At 40.0% G+C, this 21,825-nt stretch carries 19 protein-coding genes; 11 read left to right on the plus strand and 8 right to left on the minus strand.

Annotation, left to right across the window (positions count from 1 at the left end; genetic code table 11):
- From JMN12_RS13060 to JMN12_RS13075, 4 genes are all read right to left on the minus strand, one after another.
- Entirely contained in the window at positions 1–1,965 is a 1,965-nt protein-coding gene (locus tag JMN12_RS13060) for a putative porin (protein ID WP_203139656.1), read from the minus strand.
- 81 nt (positions 1,966–2,046) lie between these two features.
- Positions 2,047–3,270, minus strand: coding sequence for an exonuclease SbcCD subunit D (locus JMN12_RS13065; protein ID WP_203080698.1), 1,224 nt, complete (start codon positions 3,268–3,270; stop codon positions 2,047–2,049).
- Positions 3,267–3,722: a PIN domain-containing protein gene (locus JMN12_RS13070; RefSeq protein ID WP_088593635.1), complete on the minus strand. Its 456-nt coding sequence runs from the start codon at positions 3,720–3,722 to the stop codon at positions 3,267–3,269. The genes JMN12_RS13065 and JMN12_RS13070 overlap by 4 nt, the downstream gene beginning before the upstream one ends.
- A gap of 6 nt (positions 3,723–3,728) precedes the next feature.
- Positions 3,729–4,010, minus strand: coding sequence for a hypothetical protein (locus JMN12_RS13075; protein ID WP_088593636.1), 282 nt, complete (start codon positions 4,008–4,010; stop codon positions 3,729–3,731).
- A 141-nt stretch (positions 4,011–4,151) separates the two neighbouring features.
- Here JMN12_RS13075 and JMN12_RS13080 point away from each other — a divergent pair, with 141 nt between their 5' ends.
- Positions 4,152–5,312, plus strand: coding sequence for a class I SAM-dependent RNA methyltransferase (locus JMN12_RS13080; RefSeq protein WP_203139658.1), 1,161 nt, complete (start codon positions 4,152–4,154; stop codon positions 5,310–5,312).
- Positions 5,313–5,392: 80 nt separating this feature from the next.
- Here JMN12_RS13080 and JMN12_RS13085 read toward each other — a convergent pair whose 3' ends face one another.
- On the minus strand, positions 5,393–6,970 hold the full coding sequence (locus JMN12_RS13085; protein WP_009414130.1) for an NADP-dependent glyceraldehyde-3-phosphate dehydrogenase: 1,578 nt from the start codon (positions 6,968–6,970) through the stop codon (positions 5,393–5,395).
- A gap of 50 nt (positions 6,971–7,020) precedes the next feature.
- Entirely contained in the window at positions 7,021–7,197 is a 177-nt protein-coding gene (locus JMN12_RS13090; RefSeq protein ID WP_009414129.1) for a CAL67264 family membrane protein, read from the minus strand.
- Between the two features lie 449 nt (positions 7,198–7,646).
- Here JMN12_RS13090 and murD point away from each other — a divergent pair, with 449 nt between their 5' ends.
- The 8 genes from murD to JMN12_RS13130 all read left to right on the plus strand — a co-directional run bounded on the left by murD (position 7,647) and on the right by JMN12_RS13130 (position 14,586).
- Positions 7,647–8,990, plus strand: a complete 1,344-nt coding sequence (gene murD, locus JMN12_RS13095) for a UDP-N-acetylmuramoyl-L-alanine--D-glutamate ligase (RefSeq protein WP_009414128.1) — start codon at positions 7,647–7,649, stop codon at positions 8,988–8,990.
- A gap of 14 nt (positions 8,991–9,004) precedes the next feature.
- Positions 9,005–10,234 carry an FtsW/RodA/SpoVE family cell cycle protein gene (locus tag JMN12_RS13100; RefSeq protein WP_203080700.1) on the plus strand — a complete coding sequence of 410 codons (1,230 nt, stop codon included), beginning with the start codon at positions 9,005–9,007 and terminating at the stop codon, positions 10,232–10,234.
- 35 nt (positions 10,235–10,269) lie between these two features.
- Positions 10,270–11,304, plus strand: a complete 1,035-nt coding sequence (hemH, locus tag JMN12_RS13105; protein ID WP_203139660.1) for a ferrochelatase — start codon at positions 10,270–10,272, stop codon at positions 11,302–11,304.
- Positions 11,305–11,322: 18 nt separating this feature from the next.
- Positions 11,323–11,997: a (d)CMP kinase gene (gene cmk / locus JMN12_RS13110; protein ID WP_203139661.1), complete on the plus strand. Its 675-nt coding sequence runs from the start codon at positions 11,323–11,325 to the stop codon at positions 11,995–11,997.
- Positions 11,998–12,081: 84 nt separating this feature from the next.
- A complete protein-coding gene (gene bioB / locus JMN12_RS13115) occupies positions 12,082–13,215 on the plus strand; it encodes a biotin synthase BioB (RefSeq protein ID WP_009417015.1) in 1,134 nt (377 codons plus the stop codon).
- 48 nt (positions 13,216–13,263) lie between these two features.
- Positions 13,264–13,491, plus strand: coding sequence for a DUF3820 family protein (locus JMN12_RS13120; RefSeq protein WP_009414122.1), 228 nt, complete (start codon positions 13,264–13,266; stop codon positions 13,489–13,491).
- Positions 13,472–13,981 (plus strand): gamma carbonic anhydrase family protein, encoded by a 510-nt coding sequence (locus JMN12_RS13125; protein ID WP_203139663.1) that lies wholly within the window; start codon positions 13,472–13,474, stop codon positions 13,979–13,981. Before JMN12_RS13120 ends, JMN12_RS13125 begins: the two co-directional genes overlap by 20 nt.
- Positions 13,982–14,064: 83 nt before the next feature.
- Complete coding sequence (locus tag JMN12_RS13130) at positions 14,065–14,586, plus strand: DUF3575 domain-containing protein (RefSeq protein WP_088593642.1); 522 nt, start codon at positions 14,065–14,067, stop codon at positions 14,584–14,586.
- Positions 14,587–14,681: 95 nt separating this feature from the next.
- On the opposite strand, the gene JMN12_RS13135 is transcribed toward JMN12_RS13130, so the two are convergent.
- Positions 14,682–15,959, minus strand: a complete 1,278-nt coding sequence (locus JMN12_RS13135) for a sensor histidine kinase (RefSeq protein WP_203139665.1) — start codon at positions 15,957–15,959, stop codon at positions 14,682–14,684.
- 2 nt (positions 15,960–15,961) lie between these two features.
- Entirely contained in the window at positions 15,962–16,633 is a 672-nt protein-coding gene (locus tag JMN12_RS13140; RefSeq protein WP_203139667.1) for a response regulator transcription factor, read from the minus strand.
- 482 nt (positions 16,634–17,115) lie between these two features.
- On the opposite strand from JMN12_RS13140, the gene JMN12_RS13145 reads away from it, so the two are divergent.
- Both JMN12_RS13145 and JMN12_RS13150 read left to right on the plus strand, forming a co-directional pair.
- Positions 17,116–20,142, plus strand: a complete 3,027-nt coding sequence (locus JMN12_RS13145; protein WP_203139669.1) for a SusC/RagA family TonB-linked outer membrane protein — start codon at positions 17,116–17,118, stop codon at positions 20,140–20,142.
- Between the two features lie 18 nt (positions 20,143–20,160).
- Positions 20,161–21,819 carry a SusD/RagB family nutrient-binding outer membrane lipoprotein gene (locus tag JMN12_RS13150; RefSeq protein WP_203093780.1) on the plus strand — a complete coding sequence of 553 codons (1,659 nt, stop codon included), beginning with the start codon at positions 20,161–20,163 and terminating at the stop codon, positions 21,817–21,819.
- The last annotated feature ends 6 nt before the right edge of the window (positions 21,820–21,825 follow it).

Here is a 21,825-nt window from a genome sequence, read left to right on the forward strand (position 1 = left end):
TTAACTGAAGATATCCCACTTGATGCCTAACCTGATAATAAAATCTCTATATGGCTGGCGTGGAGCTGAATAGTAGTTGTAAGGATTTCCCATTTTTAGCCAATTGCTCACGGGCACCTGCCATTGTTCTAAGGAGAAGAAAATACGCATTGTGCGCACTTTGGCGTTGAAGAAGAAATCAAACATCGGGAAACTACCTGTTTTTTCGGTTGTTTGTACCGCAAATTCTCCTAATAGTGGGTTGTACTGATTGGCGTAGTATTTCGTAAAATAATTGAAACCTATACCCGTTTGTAAGTACATTGCCTTGTTGAACAAGTGTGAAGCGAAGTAAAAACTATTGCGGGTTACGAAAGTAGGCACATTGAGGATGTCACTATCTTGCACTACTTGTTGGTAGAGCATTGTATTATCCAATCCCCATTTGCCAAATTTGAACTCTTTTTGTACTTTTAGTTGCAAATATTGAATGTTACCACTGTACTGCTCAGGGCGTACTTGTCCTAAAGTTTCTACTTGAAAATAAGTGTAATCGTTGAGGTTGGTGAGACTTAGTGAAGCATTTCCCCATTGAGTTTTCAAATCGCCATAGAGCGTTTGGGTATTCTGTTTTTTAAACGATGAATAATTGTCCCAATTAAACTGTTTGTAGTCGCTTTGGTAGAGCAAATAGTTGAAATTAGGCATAGCCGAATGTAATTCAGCACCAGCAGTAATACTGTTCTTATCGTTGAAAGCATAAGCGAGTTTGCCGCTGAGTTTAGTACCCGTCATTTTGCCTATAAAGGTTTGTTCTCCTTCAGCTTCTATGCTAAAACCGCCTACTTTTTTGTGCCATTGTATCCCTAAACTCAGGTCGGTATCCTTGATTTGGTGGCGTTGTAACACCCCCGATACGAAGTAAGCATTTTGGAAGTAATAGTTATAGAAATAAGCATTCCCAAAGAGGAAAGTTCTGCCCAAATACGGCAATTCAAGTTCAGCCCCTGCGCGGTTGGTCATTCGTTGCAAGCGTGCTTTGTCGTGTAAGTTTTTGGGTACGTATGCTTCTCCAAAATAATTGCTACTTTGAGTTTCGTCATAAGTATAGAACTCAGTTTCGTAATTAAACAAATGGCGGAAGCGTATTTGCTTGTATGAAGCTAACGAATCGCGGTTGCGCAAAAAAGCGTAGTCGTGTTGCAAAAAATAGCGTTTGCTCTCGCGAGAATTCTCGGCATAGAGCAATTGCACATCTATGGTTGCTCGATTTTTAAACTGCTGTTCACCGCCTTCAAACTGCTCGGGCGTTACAATGCCTCCATTCTCCTGACTGGTGATATCGTGAGAGGCAAAGTGTGCAAAAGCAGTGTATTTTTTGTTAGGTGATACGTACGAAAATCCTGCCCTAAAATTGCCATTGCTCACCAAGATACGTTGGTATTTACCGAGCGAACGCAAACCTTTGTAGGCGATGAAGAAATTGAAATTTGGCTGTAAGTTTATGGAAAATAGGGTGTTTAGAAACTGACCTTGCTCCATACCGCTTTTGTAAGTGAACTCGGTAAGGGGGGTAGGCAAATGGTAGTAAGTAATCTCCTCGGGGGTAAGGTAGAGTTGTTTTTTAGCTTCAGCTCCCATTGAAGGTACATAGTCCTGACGGCGGAAATCGTAAGCCATTGTGTTATAGGGCTGCCCCATATTTGAGAAAGGCATCTTGCCAAACATATCCTTGCCCCATTCGTTGTTCAGGTAATACTTCTGCATCGTAAGCGAGGTGTCTATAGAGGTAGTATCGCGGGTATAGGTGATGATTTTATAGTCGCGTGCTGTGAAAGTAATACTGTCTTTCTTTTTTTTAGGGCGTAGTGATTTGAAGGTTACGCCTCCCTCTTTGCCATTAGGAGTTCCCTCCTCTTCTTGAGCAAAAGAGAGTAAAGGAAATAGTGCCCCAATGAAGAAATATATAAAGTGTTTCAAGGTCATTCTTTTCTATTTGGGGGCAAAGATACAAAAAACAATTAATAATTGATAATTAACGATTAACAATTAATGATTTTTCACTTTTCATTCTTCACTTTCCACTAACCCCATTGCCTCTTCAAACAAGGGTTTGTAAAAATCGGGTAGAGGAGCGTGGTATTTGTTTTCATACACGCGCTGTAATACCTCATAAGGCTGTAAGTCGTTGAGGGTGAGTTCACTTTGTAAAACAGTTTGTTGAGTTTTGTTTTGTTGCTGGTAGCGCACATCAATACGCGCTAAGCGCACGTGCTTGTTAGCAATAGTTTTTAGAATGCTATTTTTCAGTTCGGGAGCAGGCTCTTTGAGCAGTACTTTCACTTCTAAATAGGGAGCTACACTCTCACTTGTTGCTTCGGGTAAAGCTGTGAGAAGATGTAAAACCTCCTCAGGAGGAAGTGCACGCTCAGGAATACTGAGCAAAGGGATGTGGATAGGTAGAGGAATAGGTTTGATGCCTTGTACATATCCGTTTTCTATAGAAAAAGTTACAACTTGGTGGGTATAGTGTTTTTCAGAAAACGAAAGAGGGATAGGACTCCCTGCATAACGTATATGTGTATCGCCCAAGGCTTGTGCTTTGTGAATATGCCCTAAAGCAATATATTGGAGCGCTTTTGGAAAACTTGAGGGAGATATACTCTCCATTCCCCCAATGATAGGACGTTCGGCAGTATCTTCTTCGCTGAGTTCAGCCCCCGAGGCGTGTAAGTGTCCCATAGCAATCAGCGGTTTACCGTTGGCAATAGCCAAAGCTCTTTCGGTAATTTCTTGGTAAAAAGTGGCAATTCCCTTGCTGTAATCCGAAAAATCATCAGTTTTAGGTGTATCGCCTAAACGCAGAAAAGGCACAGCAAGACAGTAAGCTGCAATCTCGCCTTTGCTGTAAAGTGGAAGGATAAGAGCATCGTAGTCAATTTCGTGAATTTCGTTTCTCTTGATGTGTCCTATTAAGTGCACTTGAGTATTTTCTAAAAGAGGCTGAGGCATTTCAAGCCGTACGGGAGAATCGTGATTACCTGCAATAGCAATGATTTGTAAGTGGGGGAAACGTTCGGTAGCTTGGTGTAAGAAGTGATAGAATTGTTTGGTAGCAGCTACCGAAGGGTTAGCAGTATCGAACACATCACCACTGATAAGGAGTACCTCAATAGCTTCAGTTTCCAGTAGTTGTAGGAGAGTGTTTAGGAAAAATTGCTGCTCTTCGTAACGGTCGTATTGGTAGAATGTTTGTCCTAAATGCCAATCGGCAGTATGTAGAAAGTTCATTGTTTCTTTTTGTAGAGGTGTTTACTTAATTCTTCAATAGAAATAAAGAAATGTCCATACCCTTTTTCAGTAAGTCTATTTCTTAGAAAATTGTCCATCGTCCAGATTTTGTGTTTAATCTCTAAATGTAGAGCTATAAAAGGATAATCATTGTAGTCGATATCTTTAGTTATCTCTTCAGCTTTCAAAATAAGATCTTTACTAACTTCTTTTTTTATATTCACAATAGTGATACCTTCTAATAATTGTTTAAATTCAGCCAATAATTGTTTCTTAGTCTTATTATTTTTGAGACGAGGTACAATATCTGTTATATGTTCAGTAACTTCTTTGATAAGGTAGTCAGGTGCTATGTATTGTATTTTTTTTCTCTCTGCTAAAATATTAGCTACAAAACCATTAGGAGAGATTAAAGCACTCATAAAAATATTACTGTCGGCAATGATAATCATAGTTTTCTAACCTTTGTAAGGTATATTAAAGTCTTTACACATTCTTTTAGCAATGCCGCGATTAACCTTTTTAGAAATAATCATAGTAAAAGCATAGTCTTCAGGAGTCATTTGGTATTCTTCAGCGGCTGCTATAATTTCCTCTGGAGTCATTTTTGTTGCTTTAGAGGCTTCTAATACTTCCTCAGAAAAAATAGGGGTAACCTCTGCAAAATCAAAGGTTTTGATGTAGTTTACAAGGTTTTGAGCTTGTACACTGTTGCTATTGATAGTGATAGTGTAACACATAATATTCCATATTTTTGGCAAAGATACTACATAATTAGCTAATTAGCAAATTTGCCAATTCAAAAAAAAGTATTACATTTGTCGCCTGAAAATAATTGTTGATGAGCAATCGGCAATTGTTAGTTGAACATTACCAGCAATATGGAAAAAAATTATAAAATGGTAGCCAAAACTTTCTTCGGTTTTGAAGATATATTGGCTGACGAACTTCGCAATTTAGGTGCTATGCACGTAACTAAAGGTGTGCGCAGCGTGCAATTTGAAGGCGATAAAGGCTTTATGTACAAAGCAAACCTCTGTTTGCGCACCGCCCTAAAAATCCTCAAACCTATCCACTCTTTCTACATCCACAACGAAAAAGAGTATTACCAAAAACTTTACGACTTCAATTGGCAAGAAGTTTTGGATCTTAGCCAAACTTTTGCTGTAACAGCTACCCTGCAAACCGAGATATTCAACCATACACAATATGTCGCTCTCAAAGCTAAAGATGCTATCGCCGATGCTTTTCGCAACGCTACAGGGCGTCGCCCCAGTGTAGATGTGCTCCACCCCGATGTGGCAATTCACATTCATATCCAGCGCAATGAGGTGATTGTATCGCTTGATAGTTCAGGCACTTCTCTCCACCAACGCGGTTACCGTACAGCTACTAATATAGCACCTATCAACGAGGTATTAGCGGCAGGCATACTGATAATGAGCGGTTGGCAAGGGCAATGTGACTTCCTCGACCCTATGTGTGGTAGTGGTACTTTCCTTATTGAGGCAGCGATGATTGCTTGTAATATTCCAGCCAATGTACACCGCAAAGAATTTGCTTTTGAACGTTGGAAAGATTTTGATGAGAACCTCTTCAATCTTATTTTTGGTAGTTGTATCAAAAAAATACGTGAGTTTCACTATCAAATTGTAGGCTATGACAAGGCGCCTTCGGCAGTAGCCAAAGCAAAAGATAACCTCGCAAATGCCGACCTTGGTGACTATATTCAAGTATTCCAAAAGGACTTTTTTACAACCGAAAAAGAAGATAAACAAAAACCCTTGCATATAGTGTTCAATCCGCCTTACAACGAGCGTTTGCAAGCTGATACTGAAGAGTTGTACTCGTCTATAGGCAACACTCTCAAACGCAATTACCCCAATACCGAGGCGTGGTTTATCACCGCCAATTTAGAGGGAATGAAATATGTAGGTTTGCGACCCACCCGCAAAATTAAACTTTTCAACGGTAAATTAGAAAGCCGATTGTTACAGTACAAAATGTATGAAGGAAGCAAGAAAACAATGAACAAAGAATAATTAACAATTGATAATTAACAAAAAAAGCTGTCTTTTGAGACAGCTTTTTTGTTATATCACTAATTCCTAACTCCTAACTCCTAAAGAATATAATCTGTATTGATGAAGTTAGACGCACCAGTACGCAATAAATTCTCTACTATCTTGTCGTTGTAATCGTTGTTTTGGAACGATACAAAGGTACGGATAGAGAATGAGCGCAAGGCATCGTGTACGCTTAATGTACCCACAGCCGAGTCTTTTCTACCAGTGAACGGGAATACATCTGGACCTCGCTGACATAAACTGTTCAAATTCACGCGGCAAAGCATATTCACTAACATATCAATTAGTGGGGAAAGCTCGTGAGGGTCTTCTCCAAACAAACTGATTTGTTGTCCGTATTTAGAATCCGAAATCTCATCAATAATCTCATTGATGTTAGAGAAAGGTTTTACAGGTACAAGTGGGCCAAATTGCTCCTCATTGTACACTCTCATATCCTTAGAAACAGGGTAGAGTACTGCTGGGAAGATAAAGTTATCCGTGCGTTCACCGCCTTTTTTGTTCTGAATGGTAGCCCCTTTAGCAAGCGCATCATCTATGAGTTCTTGTAAGAAAGCAGGTTTTTCTACCTCGGGTAGGGGAGTGAGGGCTACTTTCTCTTCCCACGGATTACCGAATTTAAGGGCATCTACTTTTTCAGCAAAACGCTTTAAAAACTCATCTTTTATTTTAGCGTGTACATAAAGAATTTTCAATGCTGTACAACGCTGTCCGTTAAACGATAAGGCTCCTTTTACACATTCGTCTACTGCTAAATCTAAGTTAGCATCGGGGAGGATAACTCCTGGGTTTTTAGCTTCTAAGCCAAAAACAAGGCGCAAACGGTTTTTCTTAGGGTGCTGGTCTTGTAGTGCAATAGCTGTTTTGCTGTTGCCTATGAGCGCCAATACATCCACTTTGCCACTTTGCATAATAGGCGGAGCTACTGTGCGACCACGCCCATAGAGAATGTTGATTACCCCACGAGGAAAAGAATTTTGGAAAGCTTCTAACAGAGGCGTAAAGAGTAATACCCCGTGTTTAGCAGGCTTGAAAATAACGGTATTACCCATAATAAGTGCGGGAATGATAAGCGCAAAAGTCTCATTTAGTGGGTAGTTGTAAGGACCTAAACAGAGCACAACGCCTAAAGGGCCACGACGAATAAGAGCATACACCCCATCACGGCGTACAAATTTAGACGATTCGTTGTCAAGTTCCTTATAAGCGTTGATAGTGTCATAGATGTATTCTACTGTACGGTCAAACTCTTTGCGAGAGTCATCTAAATTTTTACCAATTTCCCACATCATCAGTTTTACCACCTCATCGCGTTGTTTTTCCATCTGTTTTACAAACTTGAGCATAGCGCTGATGCGGTCTTTCACTTTCATTGTAGGCCATAAACCTTTACCCTTGTTATAAGCCTCAGTAGCCGAATGTAAAGCTTCTAAAGCATCGCTTTCACCCAGCGAAGGTACACTGCCTAAGAGTGTGTGTGCATACTTTTCAGTAGATGAAATAGTGGAATAAATATCAGTGAACTCACCTTTCCACTCACGGAGTTCGCCATCAATGAGATAAGTCTCTTGGCGAAACGGTTTTACTTGAAATTGTTCTGGAATCATATTCATTTGTCGATTTGTAAATTTGCCAATTTGCTCATTGACAAATTAGCTAATTATTACACTCTTCCTTTAAGGGCATTGAACACCCAAGCAATAGCGAAGAAACCAATGCCTACAGCTCCAAAGCCAAAGCCTGCAACTTCGTTGTATTTAAAAGCTCCCAAGGCGATAAGCCCTAAGCCTACTACAATCATTATAAGGGTTGCCCACCCCAAAACTGTATTCTTATTCATAGTATGATATTCTATTATGTTGGTTACAAAACGCAAAGATACAGATAATTAGTAAACCAACAAAAAAATATTCAAACAACACACGGCGTTTGTATTTAAAACAATAACTTATATGTCTTGGAAATAAAGGCTATAATAGTAAGAAATATTAGATATTTTTTCAGAAAAAGTCCCAAAATCGTATTTATGTCCTATACTTTGGCAAAGTATCACACTTTACTAAAGTTGATTATTCTGATAATCAATCATTTTTCAGACTATGTTGTGTAGGAAAGCCAGCGATAGCTGGGTATGTGCTGCAAACGCCCTTAAAGAAAAAAAACTTTTTCAGACAAACTCCGAATAGAAGTAAATTTCCAAATTTGCTAATTTTCAAATTTGCTAATTGACAAATTATTCTTACCTTTGCCCCAAAATAATAGTACTCCTTAGTATTAAAGGATTTAAGAATGAAACGCTTAGTAATATTAGGCGGTGGTGAGAGCGGTGTAGGTACCGCAATTTTGGGTAAACAAAAAGGTTGGGAGGTATTCCTTTCCGATAAAAATTCCCTTAAACCTCACTATCGTGAAACCCTCACTAACGAGGGAATAGAATGGGAAGAAGGTACTCACACCGAAGAGAAAATCCTCTCTGCCGATGTGATTATGAAAAGCCCTGGCATCCCCGATAAAGCCCCTATCGTGAAAAAAGCTCGCGAAAAAGGTATCCGCATTATCTCGGAAATTGAATTTGCCAGTGAGTATACACATAGTCTCATTGTGGGCATCACCGGCAGTAATGGTAAAACCACCACTACCTTGCTCACTCATCACATCTTTAAAGAAGCAGGTTTGCAAGTAGGCTTAGGCGGCAATATAGGCTATAGCTTTGCCGAATTGGTAGCTACCGAAAATCCACCCTATTATGTACTTGAAATTAGTAGCTTTCAGTTGGATGGCATTGAGCATTTCGCCCCTCATATCGCAATACTGCTCAACATCACCCCCGACCATTTAGATCGCTACGACTACAAGTTCGAGAACTATATCGCCTCTAAATTCCGCATCGCGATGAATCAAACCGAAAACGATTACCTCATCTACGATGCCGATGACCCAGTGATTGAAGAATGGTTACAACACCATACCCTAAAAGCTAAACTCATACCCTTTTCCATAGAAAAAGAACTCCCCTACGGAGCTTTCCTAAAAGATAACAAAATACACATTATGTTAGAAAATCAAACTGCTGAAACTACTGAAATCGATGTAGAAGAAATCAGCTTGCGTGGTAAACACAATATCAAAAACACAATGGCTGCAAGTGTAGCAGCCCGCTTGGTAAATATTCGCAACAACTCTTTGCGCGACAGCCTCAAAGGATTTAAAGGTGCCGACCACCGCCTCGAAGAAGTAAAAGTGGTAGACGGCGTTACTTATGTAAACGACTCTAAAGCAACCAATGTGAACTCAGTGTATTTTGCCCTCGATACCATTAAAACCCCTATCGTGTGGATAGTAGGCGGTCAAGACAAAGGCAACGACTACAACGCCTTGTTACCCTATGTACACGAAAAAGTAAAAGCTATCGTGTGCTTAGGCGTTGATAACGAACCTATCTTGCGCTCTTTTAGCAATAGCGGAAAAGAAATGATAGAAACCCAATCTATGGACGAAGCCGTGAGAATCGCCAAAAAATTTGCTGCCGAAGGAGATACCGTACTGCTTTCTCCAGCTTGTGCAAGTTTCGATTTATTCAAAAGCTACGAAGATCGTGGCGACCAATTTAAAGCAGCTGTAGCTCGCTTGTAATCTCTGTTTAGGTGATGCAAGAATGGCTCTCTACACACATCAAAGGAGACCGAGGACTATGGGTAACTATCCTGCTCTTCACACTCGCTTCTCTCCCAGCAGTCTATAGCACTAGTACAAACTTGGTGTATGTTGTTGGGAAAGGAACAACTATAGGCTATCTCGTCAAACATTTAGTTTTTGTTGCAGGAGGTTATACAATTCTTTATTTGGTACACAAGCGCCCTTATGCTCAATTTCGCGTTTGGTCAAAATTACTACTTCCAGTTGTGGTGCTTCTCTTGCTTATCACACTCCTCAAAGGAACTACTATCGAAGGTGCTAACGCCAGCCGTTGGCTCAGTGTCTGGGGAATTTCATTTCAGCCTTCAGCACTCGCTTTAGTCGTACTAATGGCTTATGTAGCTTCCTATTTAGCTAAGAATTACGGCAAAAAACTCACCTTCAGAGAAACTTTCTTACCCCTATGGGTGCCGGTAGGACTCATCTCAGGGTTGATTATGATATCTAACCTCTCTACCGCCGTACTCATACTCACTTCGGTGGTAATTCTATCGTTCTTAGGTAAATTCCCAATGAAACACATACTCTCGGCTATGCTTATAGCTATTGCTTTTATGGGAGTTTTCTTCTTGTTTGTAAAAGCTTTTCCCGAAGTAATGCCTAATAGGGTCGATACTTGGATGAGCCGTATCGAATCCTTTACCGCTGGTGACGACGAAAAAGAAGGCTACCAAATTGAACGCTCTAAAATGGCTATAGCCAAAGGAATAGGGTTAGGTCAAGGCCCTGGCAAAAGCACAATGAAAAACTTCCTCCCTCAAAGCTCCTCCGACTTTATCTTTGCTATCATCACCGAAGAATGGGGAACTGTAGGAGCTATATTCATAATGTTACTCTACATACTATTGCTCGTTCGCATTGTAGCAATTTCACTCAAAGCACCCACCCTATACGGTCAGTTGTTAGTGTTAGGCTTAGGCATCCCTATACTCCTGCAAGCAGTTATCAATATGGGAGTAGCAGTAGAACTCTTCCCAGTTACAGGGCAAAACCTCCCACTTATCAGTAGTGGAGGAACTTCATTTTTAGTAACTTGTATAGCTTTAGGATGCATACTTTCCGTAAGTGCTCAAAAACGTAAAGACGGCAAAATGGAAAAAGACAAAACTGAAGCCGATATAGAAGAAGAACTCGCCGAAAGCGCTCTCCGCCAAATGAAGAAAAACACTAATATTGAATAAACATTTTCACTTTTAACTTTTTCACTAACTAAAAAATGTCTAAAAAAGGAGTATTACTCGTAAATGTAGGGTCGCCTGATTCCCCTGCTGTAAAGGATATCAAGCGATACCTAAGAGAATTTTTAATGGACGAACGTATAATTGATTTGCCTTACCTATTGCGTTACACTTTGGTGAATGGCATCATCCTCAATACACGTCCGCCAAAAACAAGCAAAGCTTATCAAAAAATATGGTGGGACGAAGGCTCTCCTCTCATTGTAATCACTAAACGACTCACTGAAAAAATACAACAGCAAGTCTCTATCCCCGTTGTAATGGCTATGCGCTATGGTAATCCTAGTATAGCCAGTGGTTTGCAACAGTTGCACGACCAAGGAGTAGACGAGGTGCTTTTGATGCCCCTTTACCCTCAGTATGCAATGGCTACCACTCAAACTATTGAGGTATTCGCTCAGCAATTGGTAAAAAAGCAGTTCCCAAAAATGAAACTTATAAAATTCCCTGCTTTCTTTCACCGCCCCGAGTATATTGAGGCATTAGCCGAAGTAACCCGCAAATACTTAGAAAACAACCCTTGCGACCATCTGCTGTTCTCTTATCACGGAGTGCCCGAACGCCATCTGCGCAAAACCTCTCCTACCCCTGCTCACAAAAATATAGTGGAAAATACCTCCTGTTGCAATCCCTATAGTGAGGAAGGAAAATATTGTTACCGAAGTCATTGTTTTGAAACTACACGTTTGTTAGCCGAAAAATTAGAATTGAAAGAAAATACCTACTCACAATCATTCCAATCGCGTTTGGGCAACGATAAGTGGATAACCCCCTTTACTGCCGATAAAATAGCCCAACTCGCTCAACAAGGCGTGAAAAAATTAGCGGTTATTACCCCAGCTTTTGTTACCGATTGTGTAGAAACACTCGAAGAAATTGAAATGGCTGGAGGCAAAACTTTCCGCGAAAATGGCGGAGAAGAATTCAAAATGGTTCCCTGTCTCAACGACTCCAATTTGTGGGTACACGCCCTTAGTAAATGGATTAACGAATACCTAACACCTAATACCTAACACCTAACATTTAACAAAATGAATATTATCATTGCCATTGACGGCTATTCCTCAACAGGAAAGAGTACTACTGCCAAAGCCGTAGCCAAAGCGTTGGGCTACGTCTATATCGATACAGGTGCGATGTACCGCGCCGTTACTTATTTAGCCTTAGAAAAAGGTTATGTTTCTACCTCGGGCATCGAAGTAAAACCGCTGATGAAAGCCCTGCGAAAGTCGGAAATAAAGTTCGTGTACAACCCTGAGTTAGGATTTTCGGAAATCTATTTAGACGGTAAGAATATCGAAAACGAAATACGCGGTATTGAAATAGCCAATTGGGTGAGCGAAGTTGCCAAACAACCCGAAGTGCGCACTTACTTAGTAGACCTTCAACGCAAAATGGGTAAAGACAAAGGTATTGTAATGGACGGACGCGATATAGGTACAACGGTATTCCCGAATGCTGAACTCAAAATATTTATGACCGCTAGCGAACAAGTGCGTGCCCAGCGCCGTTATAAAGAGTTACAAGCCAAAGGCGATAAAGCATCGTTCGACGAAGTGCTTGCCAATATCCAGCACCGCGACCATATCGATACTACCCGCAAAGAGTCACCTCTCAAAAAAGCCGATGATGCCATAATTATCGATAATACAAATCTTACCATAGAGGAACAAGTACAAAAAATCTTAGCAATGGTTAAAAGTTAATATGGCTTTACACACTTTCGTAATTCGTAATTTGTCATTCGTAATTAATTTATTACCTTTGCCCCCGAAATAAAGAAAAGAACTATGTGCGAAAATCAACATACGTGTGGCTGTAGCAATGCCGAAACCCGTCATAATTGGACGAAAGAAGAAATAATGGCTATTTACAATAAACCCCTAATGGAGTTGCTCTACGAAGCCGCTACCGTGCACCGTAAATATCACGACCCTAACTCGGTACAAGTCTCTACACTACTCTCTATTAAAACCGGAGGTTGCTCCGAGGATTGTGCTTACTGTCCGCAATCGGCGCGTTACGAAACCGAAGTAAAGATAGAAAACGCCGATATGATGAGTGTTACTCACGTAAAAGCCCAAGCCCTTCGTGCTAAATCAGCAGGAGCTTCACGTGTGTGTATGGGGGCAGCGTGGCGTAACGTAAAAGATGGTCCCGAATTTGAACAGGTGCTCGAAATGGTGCGTACTATCAATAAGCTGGATATGGAAGTGTGCTGTACACTCGGTATGCTTACCGAAAATCAAGCTAAACGTTTGGCGGAAGCAGGCTTGTATGCTTACAATCACAACCTCGATACGTCAGAAGAATACTACAAAGAAATCATTTCTACCCGTAGTTATGACGACCGCCTCAAAACGATTGACAACGTGCGCAAAACCAATATCACTGTGTGCAGTGGAGGGATTATTGGTATGGGTGAATCACTCGAAGACCGCGCCGGAATGCTCGTGGCACTCTCTACGCTCAATCCACAACCCGAGTCGGTGCCTATCAATGCCTTAGTGCCCGTAGAAGGAACGCCTTTGGAAGACTGTGAGCCTGTAGATATCTTCGAGATGGTGCGTATGGTAGCTACCGCACGTATCGTGATGCCTCAATCGCAAGTGCGCCTTTCCGCAGGTCGTACTCAAATGAGCCAAGAAGGACAAGCTCTCTGTTTCTTTGCGGGAGCCAACTCTATCTTCGCAGGCGATAAGCTCCTCACTACTCCTAACCCCGATATCAATGAGGATATGCAAATGCTCGGTGTACTTGGTATGCGTATTCAGAAACCTTTTGAAACGCATCCACAGCCTCAAACGGTAGAAGCAGAAGATTCTCAATATCACTCCTTAGGTGAAAACCCTAAATGGACGCGCCCTAACCATAAAATAGAGCGCAACGAAGAAAAGAGGAAGATGGTTAAAATAGCACATTAGTAAATCTGCTAATTTTCTAATTATCTAATTTCCTAATTTTCTAATTCTATGTCCCCCGAAATTCTCAAAGAAATCATCACAACCCCAATGCCCTATGGCAAGTACAAGGGTACTATGATTGCTGATTTACCTTCCTATTACCTCGAGTGGTTCAGCACTCAAGGATTTCCCAAAGGAAAATTAGGAATGCTATTGGCTACTACTTTCGAGATAAAAACTAATGGTCTACAAGAGATAATCGATAAACTAAAAGAATATGTTAGTCAAGAAAGTTAACGGAAAGCAACCTACCTTTGGGGAAGGTTGCTTTTTTGCTGAAAATGCTACCCTTACCGGTGATGTGCACTTAGGCGACCGCTGTACCGTGTGGTATAATGCGGTTATTCGTGGCGATGTAAACACTATTTGCATAGGTGATGACACCAATATTCAAGATGGTGTAGTGATTCACGCTACCTATCAAACACACCCTACGACCATTGGCAATCGCGTGTCCATAGGGCATAATGCTATTGTACACGGCTGTACGATAGAAGATGATGTGCTTATAGGTATGGGAAGTATCGTAATGGACGGATGTGTGGTAGAAAGCCATAGCATTGTAGCTGCTGGGGCCGTAGTACCTCCTAATACCCATATAGAAAAAGGGAGTCTTTATGCAGGAGTACCTGCTAAGAAAATCAAAGAAGTAACCGAAGAACAATGTACTCTTATTGAGCGTACCGCCACCAATTACCCCAAATATGCCAGCTGGATAGACAACTAATTTTATAGATTTGACAATCTACAAATTTGCTAATTAACAAATTATTTGTATCTTTGCCATTATTTTTTAAACTAAGAATATCGATGAAAAAAATTATTGTAGCTGCAATGCTTGTGTTTTTCTCAGTAAAAACATTTGCGCAAGACCGTCAACATCAAGTAAATTTAAACATCTTGAACGCCATTTGGTTAGCATCAGTTGAAGTAGGTTATGAACACTTTATAGCCGATAACCAATCTATCGAAGGTGAATTGTTCTTCAACGACCGTTTTTCAGTGATTCCTAAAGGTAGTGGGAAATTTAATGCTACTAGTATAAAAGTAGGCTATAACTACTATTTTGAAGAAGATGGAGGTACAGGTCTCTATATCAATCCCTTTATAAAACAACGTTTTGGTAATTATAAATACGACGATGGTTCCAAAACAAAGTTAGATAGCTTTATCTTAGGAATTGGTGTAGGTTACCAATGGAACTATGAAGATACCTTTGTTGTAGCTCCTTATGCTAATATTGCTCGCAACTTCGGTAAAGGCGTAAACGACGACAAAAAATTCTGGGCAATCGAACCTAATTTTGGTATCAAAATAGGTTATAGATTCTAATCACACAATTGCTAATGAACAATTGGTAATAACAATCAAAAAACAGGTAATAAACACTATTACCTGTTTTTTATGCTCTTAACCCCTGAAACCTATCACCTAACCCCTATCACCTGAAAACAGTGTTTTCCCTCCTCAAAAGTGTAATACACTTTCAAACGGTAACTCTCCGCAATCGATTTTACTATAGCTAAACCCAAACCCGTTGAAGTAGCATCCTGCTCTCCCTTGTGGAAACGTTGGAAAATCTTAGAAGGGTCTAAGCGTATGGCATCTTTGGCAGTATTTTTTACTTGAAAACGATTCTCTTCTATCAATATTTGTATATTGCCTCCCTTTTCAGTATATTTTATAGCATTGCGCAATAAGTTTGAAACGAGCACCCTTGCTAAATCAGGATTCATCTCTACTTGAAAATCACTTATTTCTTCTATGTTTACTTCCAATGATTTAAAGGCTATCAAATCACTCAAGTCTTCTATAATATCAGTAGTAAGAGTTTGAAATGAAATATATTCTGCTTGCTTGTATTGTTGATTTTCTATACGAGTGAGCATCAGTAGCGACTTGTTTAGGTGAGTCATTCGCATCAACGATTGTTTTACCTCACTCAGTTGCACCAATTGCTTCTCAGTCAGCGACGAATCATTGCTGAGCAGTTCCAATTTGTTGAGCGTGATAGCCAAGGGCGTTTGTAGTTCGTGTGAAGCATTCTCAATAAACACCTTTTGTTCCTCAAACATCACCTCATTACGCTGCCACATCTGTTGGATGTTGTCGTGCAGTATGTTGAACTCTATAACCTCAGTAGTGATAGGTTGTAGAGTAGTTTTACTCCCCACCTCATATTGTCTAATTGCAGAGACAATTCCCTTAAAAGGCTTCCATATTTTGTTGATTACTAATAGATTGATAAGATACATCGAAAACACTAATACCACATAAAGCACCCCCAAGGCAACCGCCAAGTTGAATAATAGGTCATCTTTTTCCACTGTCGAAGTGCGTATCTCAAGCGTATAAGGGTTCATATCGCGGTCGTAAAACCCTGTTTTTAGCACCCTATAAGGCTCATCTTCATCGTCAAAAGGCATATAGAAAAATGCATTACTAAGGATATTGCGGTCAGAAAAATCTTCTTGTGAAGGGTAGACCCTAAAATCCTCTATACCAAACTCATTCACTTGCAACAGTTCAGGGTGGCGGAGGATATTTTGGATAATAAGCGTCTTTTTATCCTTAAGTCCATCGTCTATATTGTCGTACACTTCATCTAAAATATAAGCGTAGAATACAACTGCCCACACCGCCAAAATCACTAAGAAGGCGAGTGTAAGGTAGCGCAGAGTGTAGTTTTTCAATGATATTTTCATCCTTATACTAATTTGTAACCAATGCCGTAAACCGCCTGTAAATCTATCTCAGCTTCAGTGGTTTTGAGTTTTTTTCGAAGGTTTTTTATTTGCGAATAGATAAAATCAAGGCTGTCTACTTGGTCTATATAGTCACCCCACACAGCTTCAGCGAGTGTCATTTTCTCCACCAATCGATCAGGGCGAATCATAAAGTAGTATAATAGGTCGTATTCTTTGCGATTGAGAGTCAGAGTCTCCTCACCTACCTTCACAGTACGTGTTTCCGGGAAAAGACGTACGTTTTTAAGATGAATCACCTCCTCACCTTGTTGGTTTTTTCGTCGTATAATCGATTTTACCCGAGCCAAGAGTTCTGCGAGGTGAAACGGTTTTGCCAGATAGTCGTCAGCTCCTTTTTCAAGTCCTAACACCTTGTCTTCCACCGAGTCTTTCGCCGATATAATGAGTACCGAGTGGTTCTTTTTCATCGCTTTCAGCTCGTCTAAGAGCTGCATACCACTGCCGTTGGGCAGCATAATGTCCAACAGTATACAATCGTAGTCGTAATCAGCGAGTTTAGAAAGACCAGAGGTATAATCTTTCGCTGTTTCTACTAAAAAATGCTCTTCTTCAAGAAACTGTCGCAGGGTAAGCCGCAGTTCTTTTTCGTCTTCTATTATCAATATTTTCATACGGGGGCAAAGATAAAGATAATTAGTTAATTAAGCAATTTGTCAATTAGTAATTTTAGTTTGTTATTTTTATATTATTCATATACGTAAGACGAATAGTTATTAAAATATTTTAAAAAATATCGAAAGATTATTTTTGTCTCAAATACCCTTGTAAAGCTTCATTACTCCAAATTTAACAATAAATTAACCTGAAATTCATTTTTAGTAAAAATAATATCTTAAATCTGATGTTTTTATGATTTTAATTTGGTAAAAAGTAAAAAAACAATTCAATATTCATTTTTTTTACAGTTAAAATTTGCAAATTTAGAAAGTGAATAAAATAAAAAATAATCTTATTTAATTTCGTTTGATTATCAAACTACTACATATTTTAAAAAGAAAATATATAAAAAACGAAAAAAAAATTGCTCAAAAAATTTGCATTATGTTAATGTATTCATAACTTTGCCCCAAAATTAATTTATTTCAATAAAGTAATGAAAGTAAAAATATCAATGCTGATTTTCGTTTTTGCATTGTTTAGCGGTGCGCTAATGGCACAAACGAAAGTAACAGGTACAGTTACTGGCGGTGATGGAATGCCACTGCCAAGTGTGAGTGTTGTCATTAAAGGTACAACACGTGGAGTTTCTACCGACTTTGATGGGAAGTATGAAATTCAAGCAAATGCAAATGAGACCCTTGAGTTCATCTCATTAGGGTATGCTACTCAGCAGAAAAAAGTAACTCAAGCTAAAGGGCATCTCACCCTTAATATAGTAATGCAAGAAGAAGCATTACAACTCGGTGGGGTAGTGGTAACCGCTTTGGGTATCAAACGCCAAGAAAAAGCCTTGAGTTATAACATACAACAAGTGAAGTCTGAAGAACTTACTAAGGTGAAAGACGTGAATGTGGTAAATAGCCTCAATGGTAAAGTAGCTGGGGTAAACATCCAACGCAGCTCTTCTGGGGTAGGTGGTTCTACCAAAGTGGTAATGCGCGGTCTCAAATCATTGGACGGTAATAACGGTGTACTCTATGTGATTGATGGGGTGCCACTCTTCAACAAACAAAGTGATGGCGGAGGTAATAACTTCGGTCGTCCAGGTGGAGGAGAAGGTATTTCAGATATCAACCCTGAGGATATCGAAAGTATCAACGTACTTACAGGTCCTTCGGCAGCAGCTTTATACGGTAGTGAAGCCGCTAACGGGGTAATCCTTATCAACACTAAAAAAGGTAAAGAGGGTAAAACTGAAGTAAACCTATCCAGCAGTGTAGAGTTGATGACTCCTATATTATTACCTGAATTCCAAAATACTTATGGTAGCAATGGTGATAAAAGCTGGGGTGCTAAATTAGCAACACCTTCTACTTTCGAACCTCGTAAATTCTTCAATACAGGTACAAACTTTATGAACTCTGTTACCTTCTCTACAGGGAACGCTCAAAACCAAACTTTTGTATCGGCTGCACAAACCAATGCCGAAGGTCTCATTCCTAACAACGCTTACTATCGTTACAATGTAGGGGTGCGCAATACTGCTAATTTTGCTAAAGATAAATTGCACTTAGATGTAAGTGGTAACTTTATCCGCCAAGGTAGCCGTAATATGATGGCGGGAGGTGGTTATTTCAACCCCTTAGTAGGTTTGTATTTAATGCCACGTAGTATGGATTATCGCGATGTACAAGCTTATGAACGCTACAACCCTTCAAGAGGTATTTATGAAAGATACCAACCTTATTCTGATAGAGTTGACAGTTACTTCTCCGAAAACCCTTATTGGGTAGCGAACCGAGAACTCTTTTTGAACAACAAGAAACGCTATATGATGTCGGCTTCTTTGAAATACGATATCCTCGATTGGTTGAATGTTACAGGGCGTGTGCGCTTAGATAACGACTACGGTACTGCTGAAGAAAAACTATATGCCAGCACTACCAACTTCTTAATCGGTTGGAAAACTGAATGGGGGCCTAACAACAACGGTTCTTATGCTAATACCCAAACTAAAGATGAGCAAACTTATGCCGATATAATGTTTAACGTCAATAAAAACTTTGGCGAAAAATTCTCTTTAACAGCTAACGTCGGTTCAAGTTATAACGACCGTTATAGCACTGGTCTTTCGGCAAGAGGCGTGTTGTTCCGTTTGCCTAACCTTTTCTCAACAACTAACTTCGACCCTCAACGAGGAGGCTCAGGTCAGAGCTATTCTCGCGCTAAAAACGTAGCGGTATTCGCAAGTGCTGAACTTGGCTATAAAGGTATGTTATACCTCTCAGCTACAGGTCGTAACGACTGGTCTTCACAACTGGTAAACTCTGCCGAACCTTCATTCTTCTATCCTTCAGTAGGGCTTTCAGCTGTGATTTCTCAAATGGCAAAATTACCTGAGTTTATCAACTATTTGAAAGTACGCGGTTCATATACTGAGGTAGGTTCTCCTATCAGCAAAACAGGTATTACTCCAGGTACTATTACTCACGAACTTACTGCCGACGGCTTGAAAACTAATAAGGTATATCCTTATCCAGAATTTAAAGCTGAACGCACTACTTCTTGGGAAGCTGGTTTAAATACCAAATTGTTCGGTAATAGCTTGTCAGTAGATTTGACTTTGTACAAATCTAACACTTATAATCAATTCTTTGAACAACAATTGTCCGCTTCTTCTATCTACTCTTCTTTCTATTTGCAAGCAGGTAACGTTGAAAATCGCGGTATTGAGTTGTCAGTAAATTACAATAAAGAATTTCTTAACAAAGAACTCAACTGGAATTCTACTCTTACCTATTCACGCAATGTGAACGAAATAAAAGAATTAGTTCGCGGTTACCGCAATCCTTTCACTGGTGAATTATTCGATATTACCGAAGTGCGCAAAGGTAGCACTGTATTGCGCGAAGGCGGTAGTATGTCCGATGTTGTAGTAAGAGGTGTATTGCTCCGCGATGTAAACGGTGATCTTATCGAAGAAGCTTCTCAATACAAATTTGATAAAACTCAAGAAGTAAAATTAGGACGTTCTACCCCCGATTTCCAAATGGGATGGCGCAACACCCTTTCTTATAAAGGTATCGATTTGAGCTTCTTGTTCAACGGTAGCTTTGGAGGTATCGTTTTAGCAGGTACACAACCTATGCTCGATGCTTATGGAGTATCAAAAGCTTCTGCCGATGCTCGTGATAACCGTGGGGTAGTAGTGAACGGTAAAAAATACGACGCTCAAAAATACTACAATACCATTAAAGACCTCCCTGGTTATTACTCTTACGACGCTACTAATGTACGCCTCCAAGAAGTATCTCTCAACTATACTATAGATGGTAAACACTTCTGGGATAAAGTAAAAAGCGTAACGATTGGTGCCATTGGTACTAACCTTTGGATGATTTACAACAAAGCTCCTTTCGACCCTCAACTTACTTATGGTGTAGGTACCTATGCTACTACTGAGTTCTTTATGACTCCAAGTGCAGCTACTTACGGTGCGAGCTTGAAAATTAAATTCTAATTCAAAAACAACAAAACAATGAAATTATTCAATAAAAATATAGCAGTTGTAGCATTATCAGGTATATTACTCGGCGCTTGTACTAAAGATTTTGCCGATGTAAATACCAACCCTCTACAACCCACTGATGCCGATATCAATCGTGGTGGCTATGCCTCTGGTGGATATTTCGCCGAGTTGGTACAACGCCCCATCCCTACAGGAGTAGGTGTTGACCCTGCTAACGACTATCAAGTAGTACAAAATATGAGTACTGATAACTGGGTAGGTTATTTCTCTCCAGGGCGTAACAAATGGGATAATGGTAATAACCAAACCAGTTACTATGTGTCCGACTTCCGTGCCAATGGTACTTTCTCTACACTTATTACTAAGGTGATGAACCCTTATTTTGAGATTAAAAACCGATTGCACAATGTCCAAACTGTAAATGGTAAATTGGTGTACACCCCTAAAGATTTAACAAGCCAAGCGGCTTTTTCTTTAGCGCAAATTGTAAAAATAATGGCTATACACCGTGCTACCGACCTCTTTGGCCCTATCCCTTATAGCGATATGGAACCTGGTAAAATCAAAGCTAAATACGATAGCCAAGAAAAAGTCTATAAATCTTTCTTAAAAGAATTAGACGATGCAGTAACCATACTCAACCAATACGGGACTAACAACAAAGTGTTAGAAAGTTTTGACCCTGTGTACCAAGGCGATACCGCTAAATGGATACGCTTAGCCAATTCATTGATGTTGCGCTTAGCAATGCGCGTACGCTTTGCCGACCAAGCGCTCGCTCAACAATATGTAACTAAAGCTACTACTAATGCAGGGGGACTTATTGAAGACGATTCTCAAGCAGGTAAGTTAGTAACATCTAGTAAATATATTTTCGACCATTCCTTGGTAACTATGTTAGGTTATGGTGAGCTTAAAATGGGCGCGACTATCTATTCTTATCTAAAAGGATATAACGACCCTCGTATGGCTAAATACTTTACCAAAGCAACTGCCGATACCCATACCTCCGATTTCTATGCCGTGCGCTCTGGTATCGACCCTACCACCGATGAAACAACCTACAAAAATTTCTCAGTACCTACTGTAGTAAATGCAACTCCTACCTATTGGTTGCGCGCTTCCGAAGTGCAATTCCTGCTCGCCGAAGCTGCTTTGATAGGTTGGTATACTAACGATACTGCCGAAAATTTGTACAAAAAAGGTATTGAAGTATCTTTCGCCGAAAATGGTTTAACTGCTGCTCAAGCTCAAAGCTATTACAATAGCAGCGCTCAACCCGCTAACTATGCCGACCCTAAAAACTCCGCTTACAATATCAATGCAGCGAGCACTATCGATAAAAAATGGCTCTCTAGCGGTAGTACTGAAGACCACTTAGAGCAAATTATCACTCAAAAATACCTCGCTAACTATCCTAATGGTTTCGAGTCTTGGAGTGAATGGCGTCGTACTGGATACCCTCGTATGTTTACAGCTGCTTTAAACAGAACCAATGTAGGAGCGCAAAACATCCCTGCTTCTGGTAAAGATTTCGGTATGCGCCGCTTCCCTTTCCCTGAAAATGAATTTAAACAAAACAGAGAAAACGTTACAGCTGCTCAAAGCCTCTTAGGTGGTGCTGATAACGCCGCTACTAACGTATGGTGGGACAAAAAATCTAAATAAATTTAA

The organism is Capnocytophaga genosp. AHN8471 (genome assembly GCF_016806945.1).
GTDB classification, from domain to species: Bacteria; Bacteroidota; Bacteroidia; order Flavobacteriales; family Flavobacteriaceae; genus Capnocytophaga; species Capnocytophaga periodontitidis.

Excerpts from the sequence above, each read along its gene's own strand:
- JMN12_RS13060 (WP_203139656.1), bottom strand. The coding sequence starts at position 1,965 with ATGACCTTGAAACACTTTATATATTTCTTCATTGGGGCACTATTTCCT.
- JMN12_RS13065 (WP_203080698.1), bottom strand. The coding sequence starts at position 3,270 with ATGAACTTTCTACATACTGCCGATTGGCATTTAGGACAAACATTCTAC.
- JMN12_RS13070 (WP_088593635.1), bottom strand. The coding sequence starts at position 3,722 with ATGATTATCATTGCCGACAGTAATATTTTTATGAGTGCTTTAATCTCT.
- JMN12_RS13075 (WP_088593636.1), bottom strand. The coding sequence starts at position 4,010 with ATGTGTTACACTATCACTATCAATAGCAACAGTGTACAAGCTCAAAAC.
- JMN12_RS13080 (WP_203139658.1), top strand. The coding sequence starts at position 4,152 with ATGGAAAAAAATTATAAAATGGTAGCCAAAACTTTCTTCGGTTTTGAA.
- JMN12_RS13085 (WP_009414130.1), bottom strand. The coding sequence starts at position 6,970 with ATGAATATGATTCCAGAACAATTTCAAGTAAAACCGTTTCGCCAAGAG.
- JMN12_RS13090 (WP_009414129.1), bottom strand. The coding sequence starts at position 7,197 with ATGAATAAGAATACAGTTTTGGGGTGGGCAACCCTTATAATGATTGTA.
- murD (WP_009414128.1), top strand. The coding sequence starts at position 7,647 with ATGAAACGCTTAGTAATATTAGGCGGTGGTGAGAGCGGTGTAGGTACC.
- JMN12_RS13100 (WP_203080700.1), top strand. The coding sequence starts at position 9,005 with ATGCAAGAATGGCTCTCTACACACATCAAAGGAGACCGAGGACTATGG.
- hemH (WP_203139660.1), top strand. The coding sequence starts at position 10,270 with ATGTCTAAAAAAGGAGTATTACTCGTAAATGTAGGGTCGCCTGATTCC.
- cmk (WP_203139661.1), top strand. The coding sequence starts at position 11,323 with ATGAATATTATCATTGCCATTGACGGCTATTCCTCAACAGGAAAGAGT.
- bioB (WP_009417015.1), top strand. The coding sequence starts at position 12,082 with ATGTGCGAAAATCAACATACGTGTGGCTGTAGCAATGCCGAAACCCGT.
- JMN12_RS13120 (WP_009414122.1), top strand. The coding sequence starts at position 13,264 with ATGTCCCCCGAAATTCTCAAAGAAATCATCACAACCCCAATGCCCTAT.
- JMN12_RS13125 (WP_203139663.1), top strand. The coding sequence starts at position 13,472 with ATGTTAGTCAAGAAAGTTAACGGAAAGCAACCTACCTTTGGGGAAGGT.
- JMN12_RS13130 (WP_088593642.1), top strand. The coding sequence starts at position 14,065 with ATGAAAAAAATTATTGTAGCTGCAATGCTTGTGTTTTTCTCAGTAAAA.
- JMN12_RS13135 (WP_203139665.1), bottom strand. The coding sequence starts at position 15,959 with ATGAAAATATCATTGAAAAACTACACTCTGCGCTACCTTACACTCGCC.
- JMN12_RS13140 (WP_203139667.1), bottom strand. The coding sequence starts at position 16,633 with ATGAAAATATTGATAATAGAAGACGAAAAAGAACTGCGGCTTACCCTG.
- JMN12_RS13145 (WP_203139669.1), top strand. The coding sequence starts at position 17,116 with ATGAAAGTAAAAATATCAATGCTGATTTTCGTTTTTGCATTGTTTAGC.
- JMN12_RS13150 (WP_203093780.1), top strand. The coding sequence starts at position 20,161 with ATGAAATTATTCAATAAAAATATAGCAGTTGTAGCATTATCAGGTATA.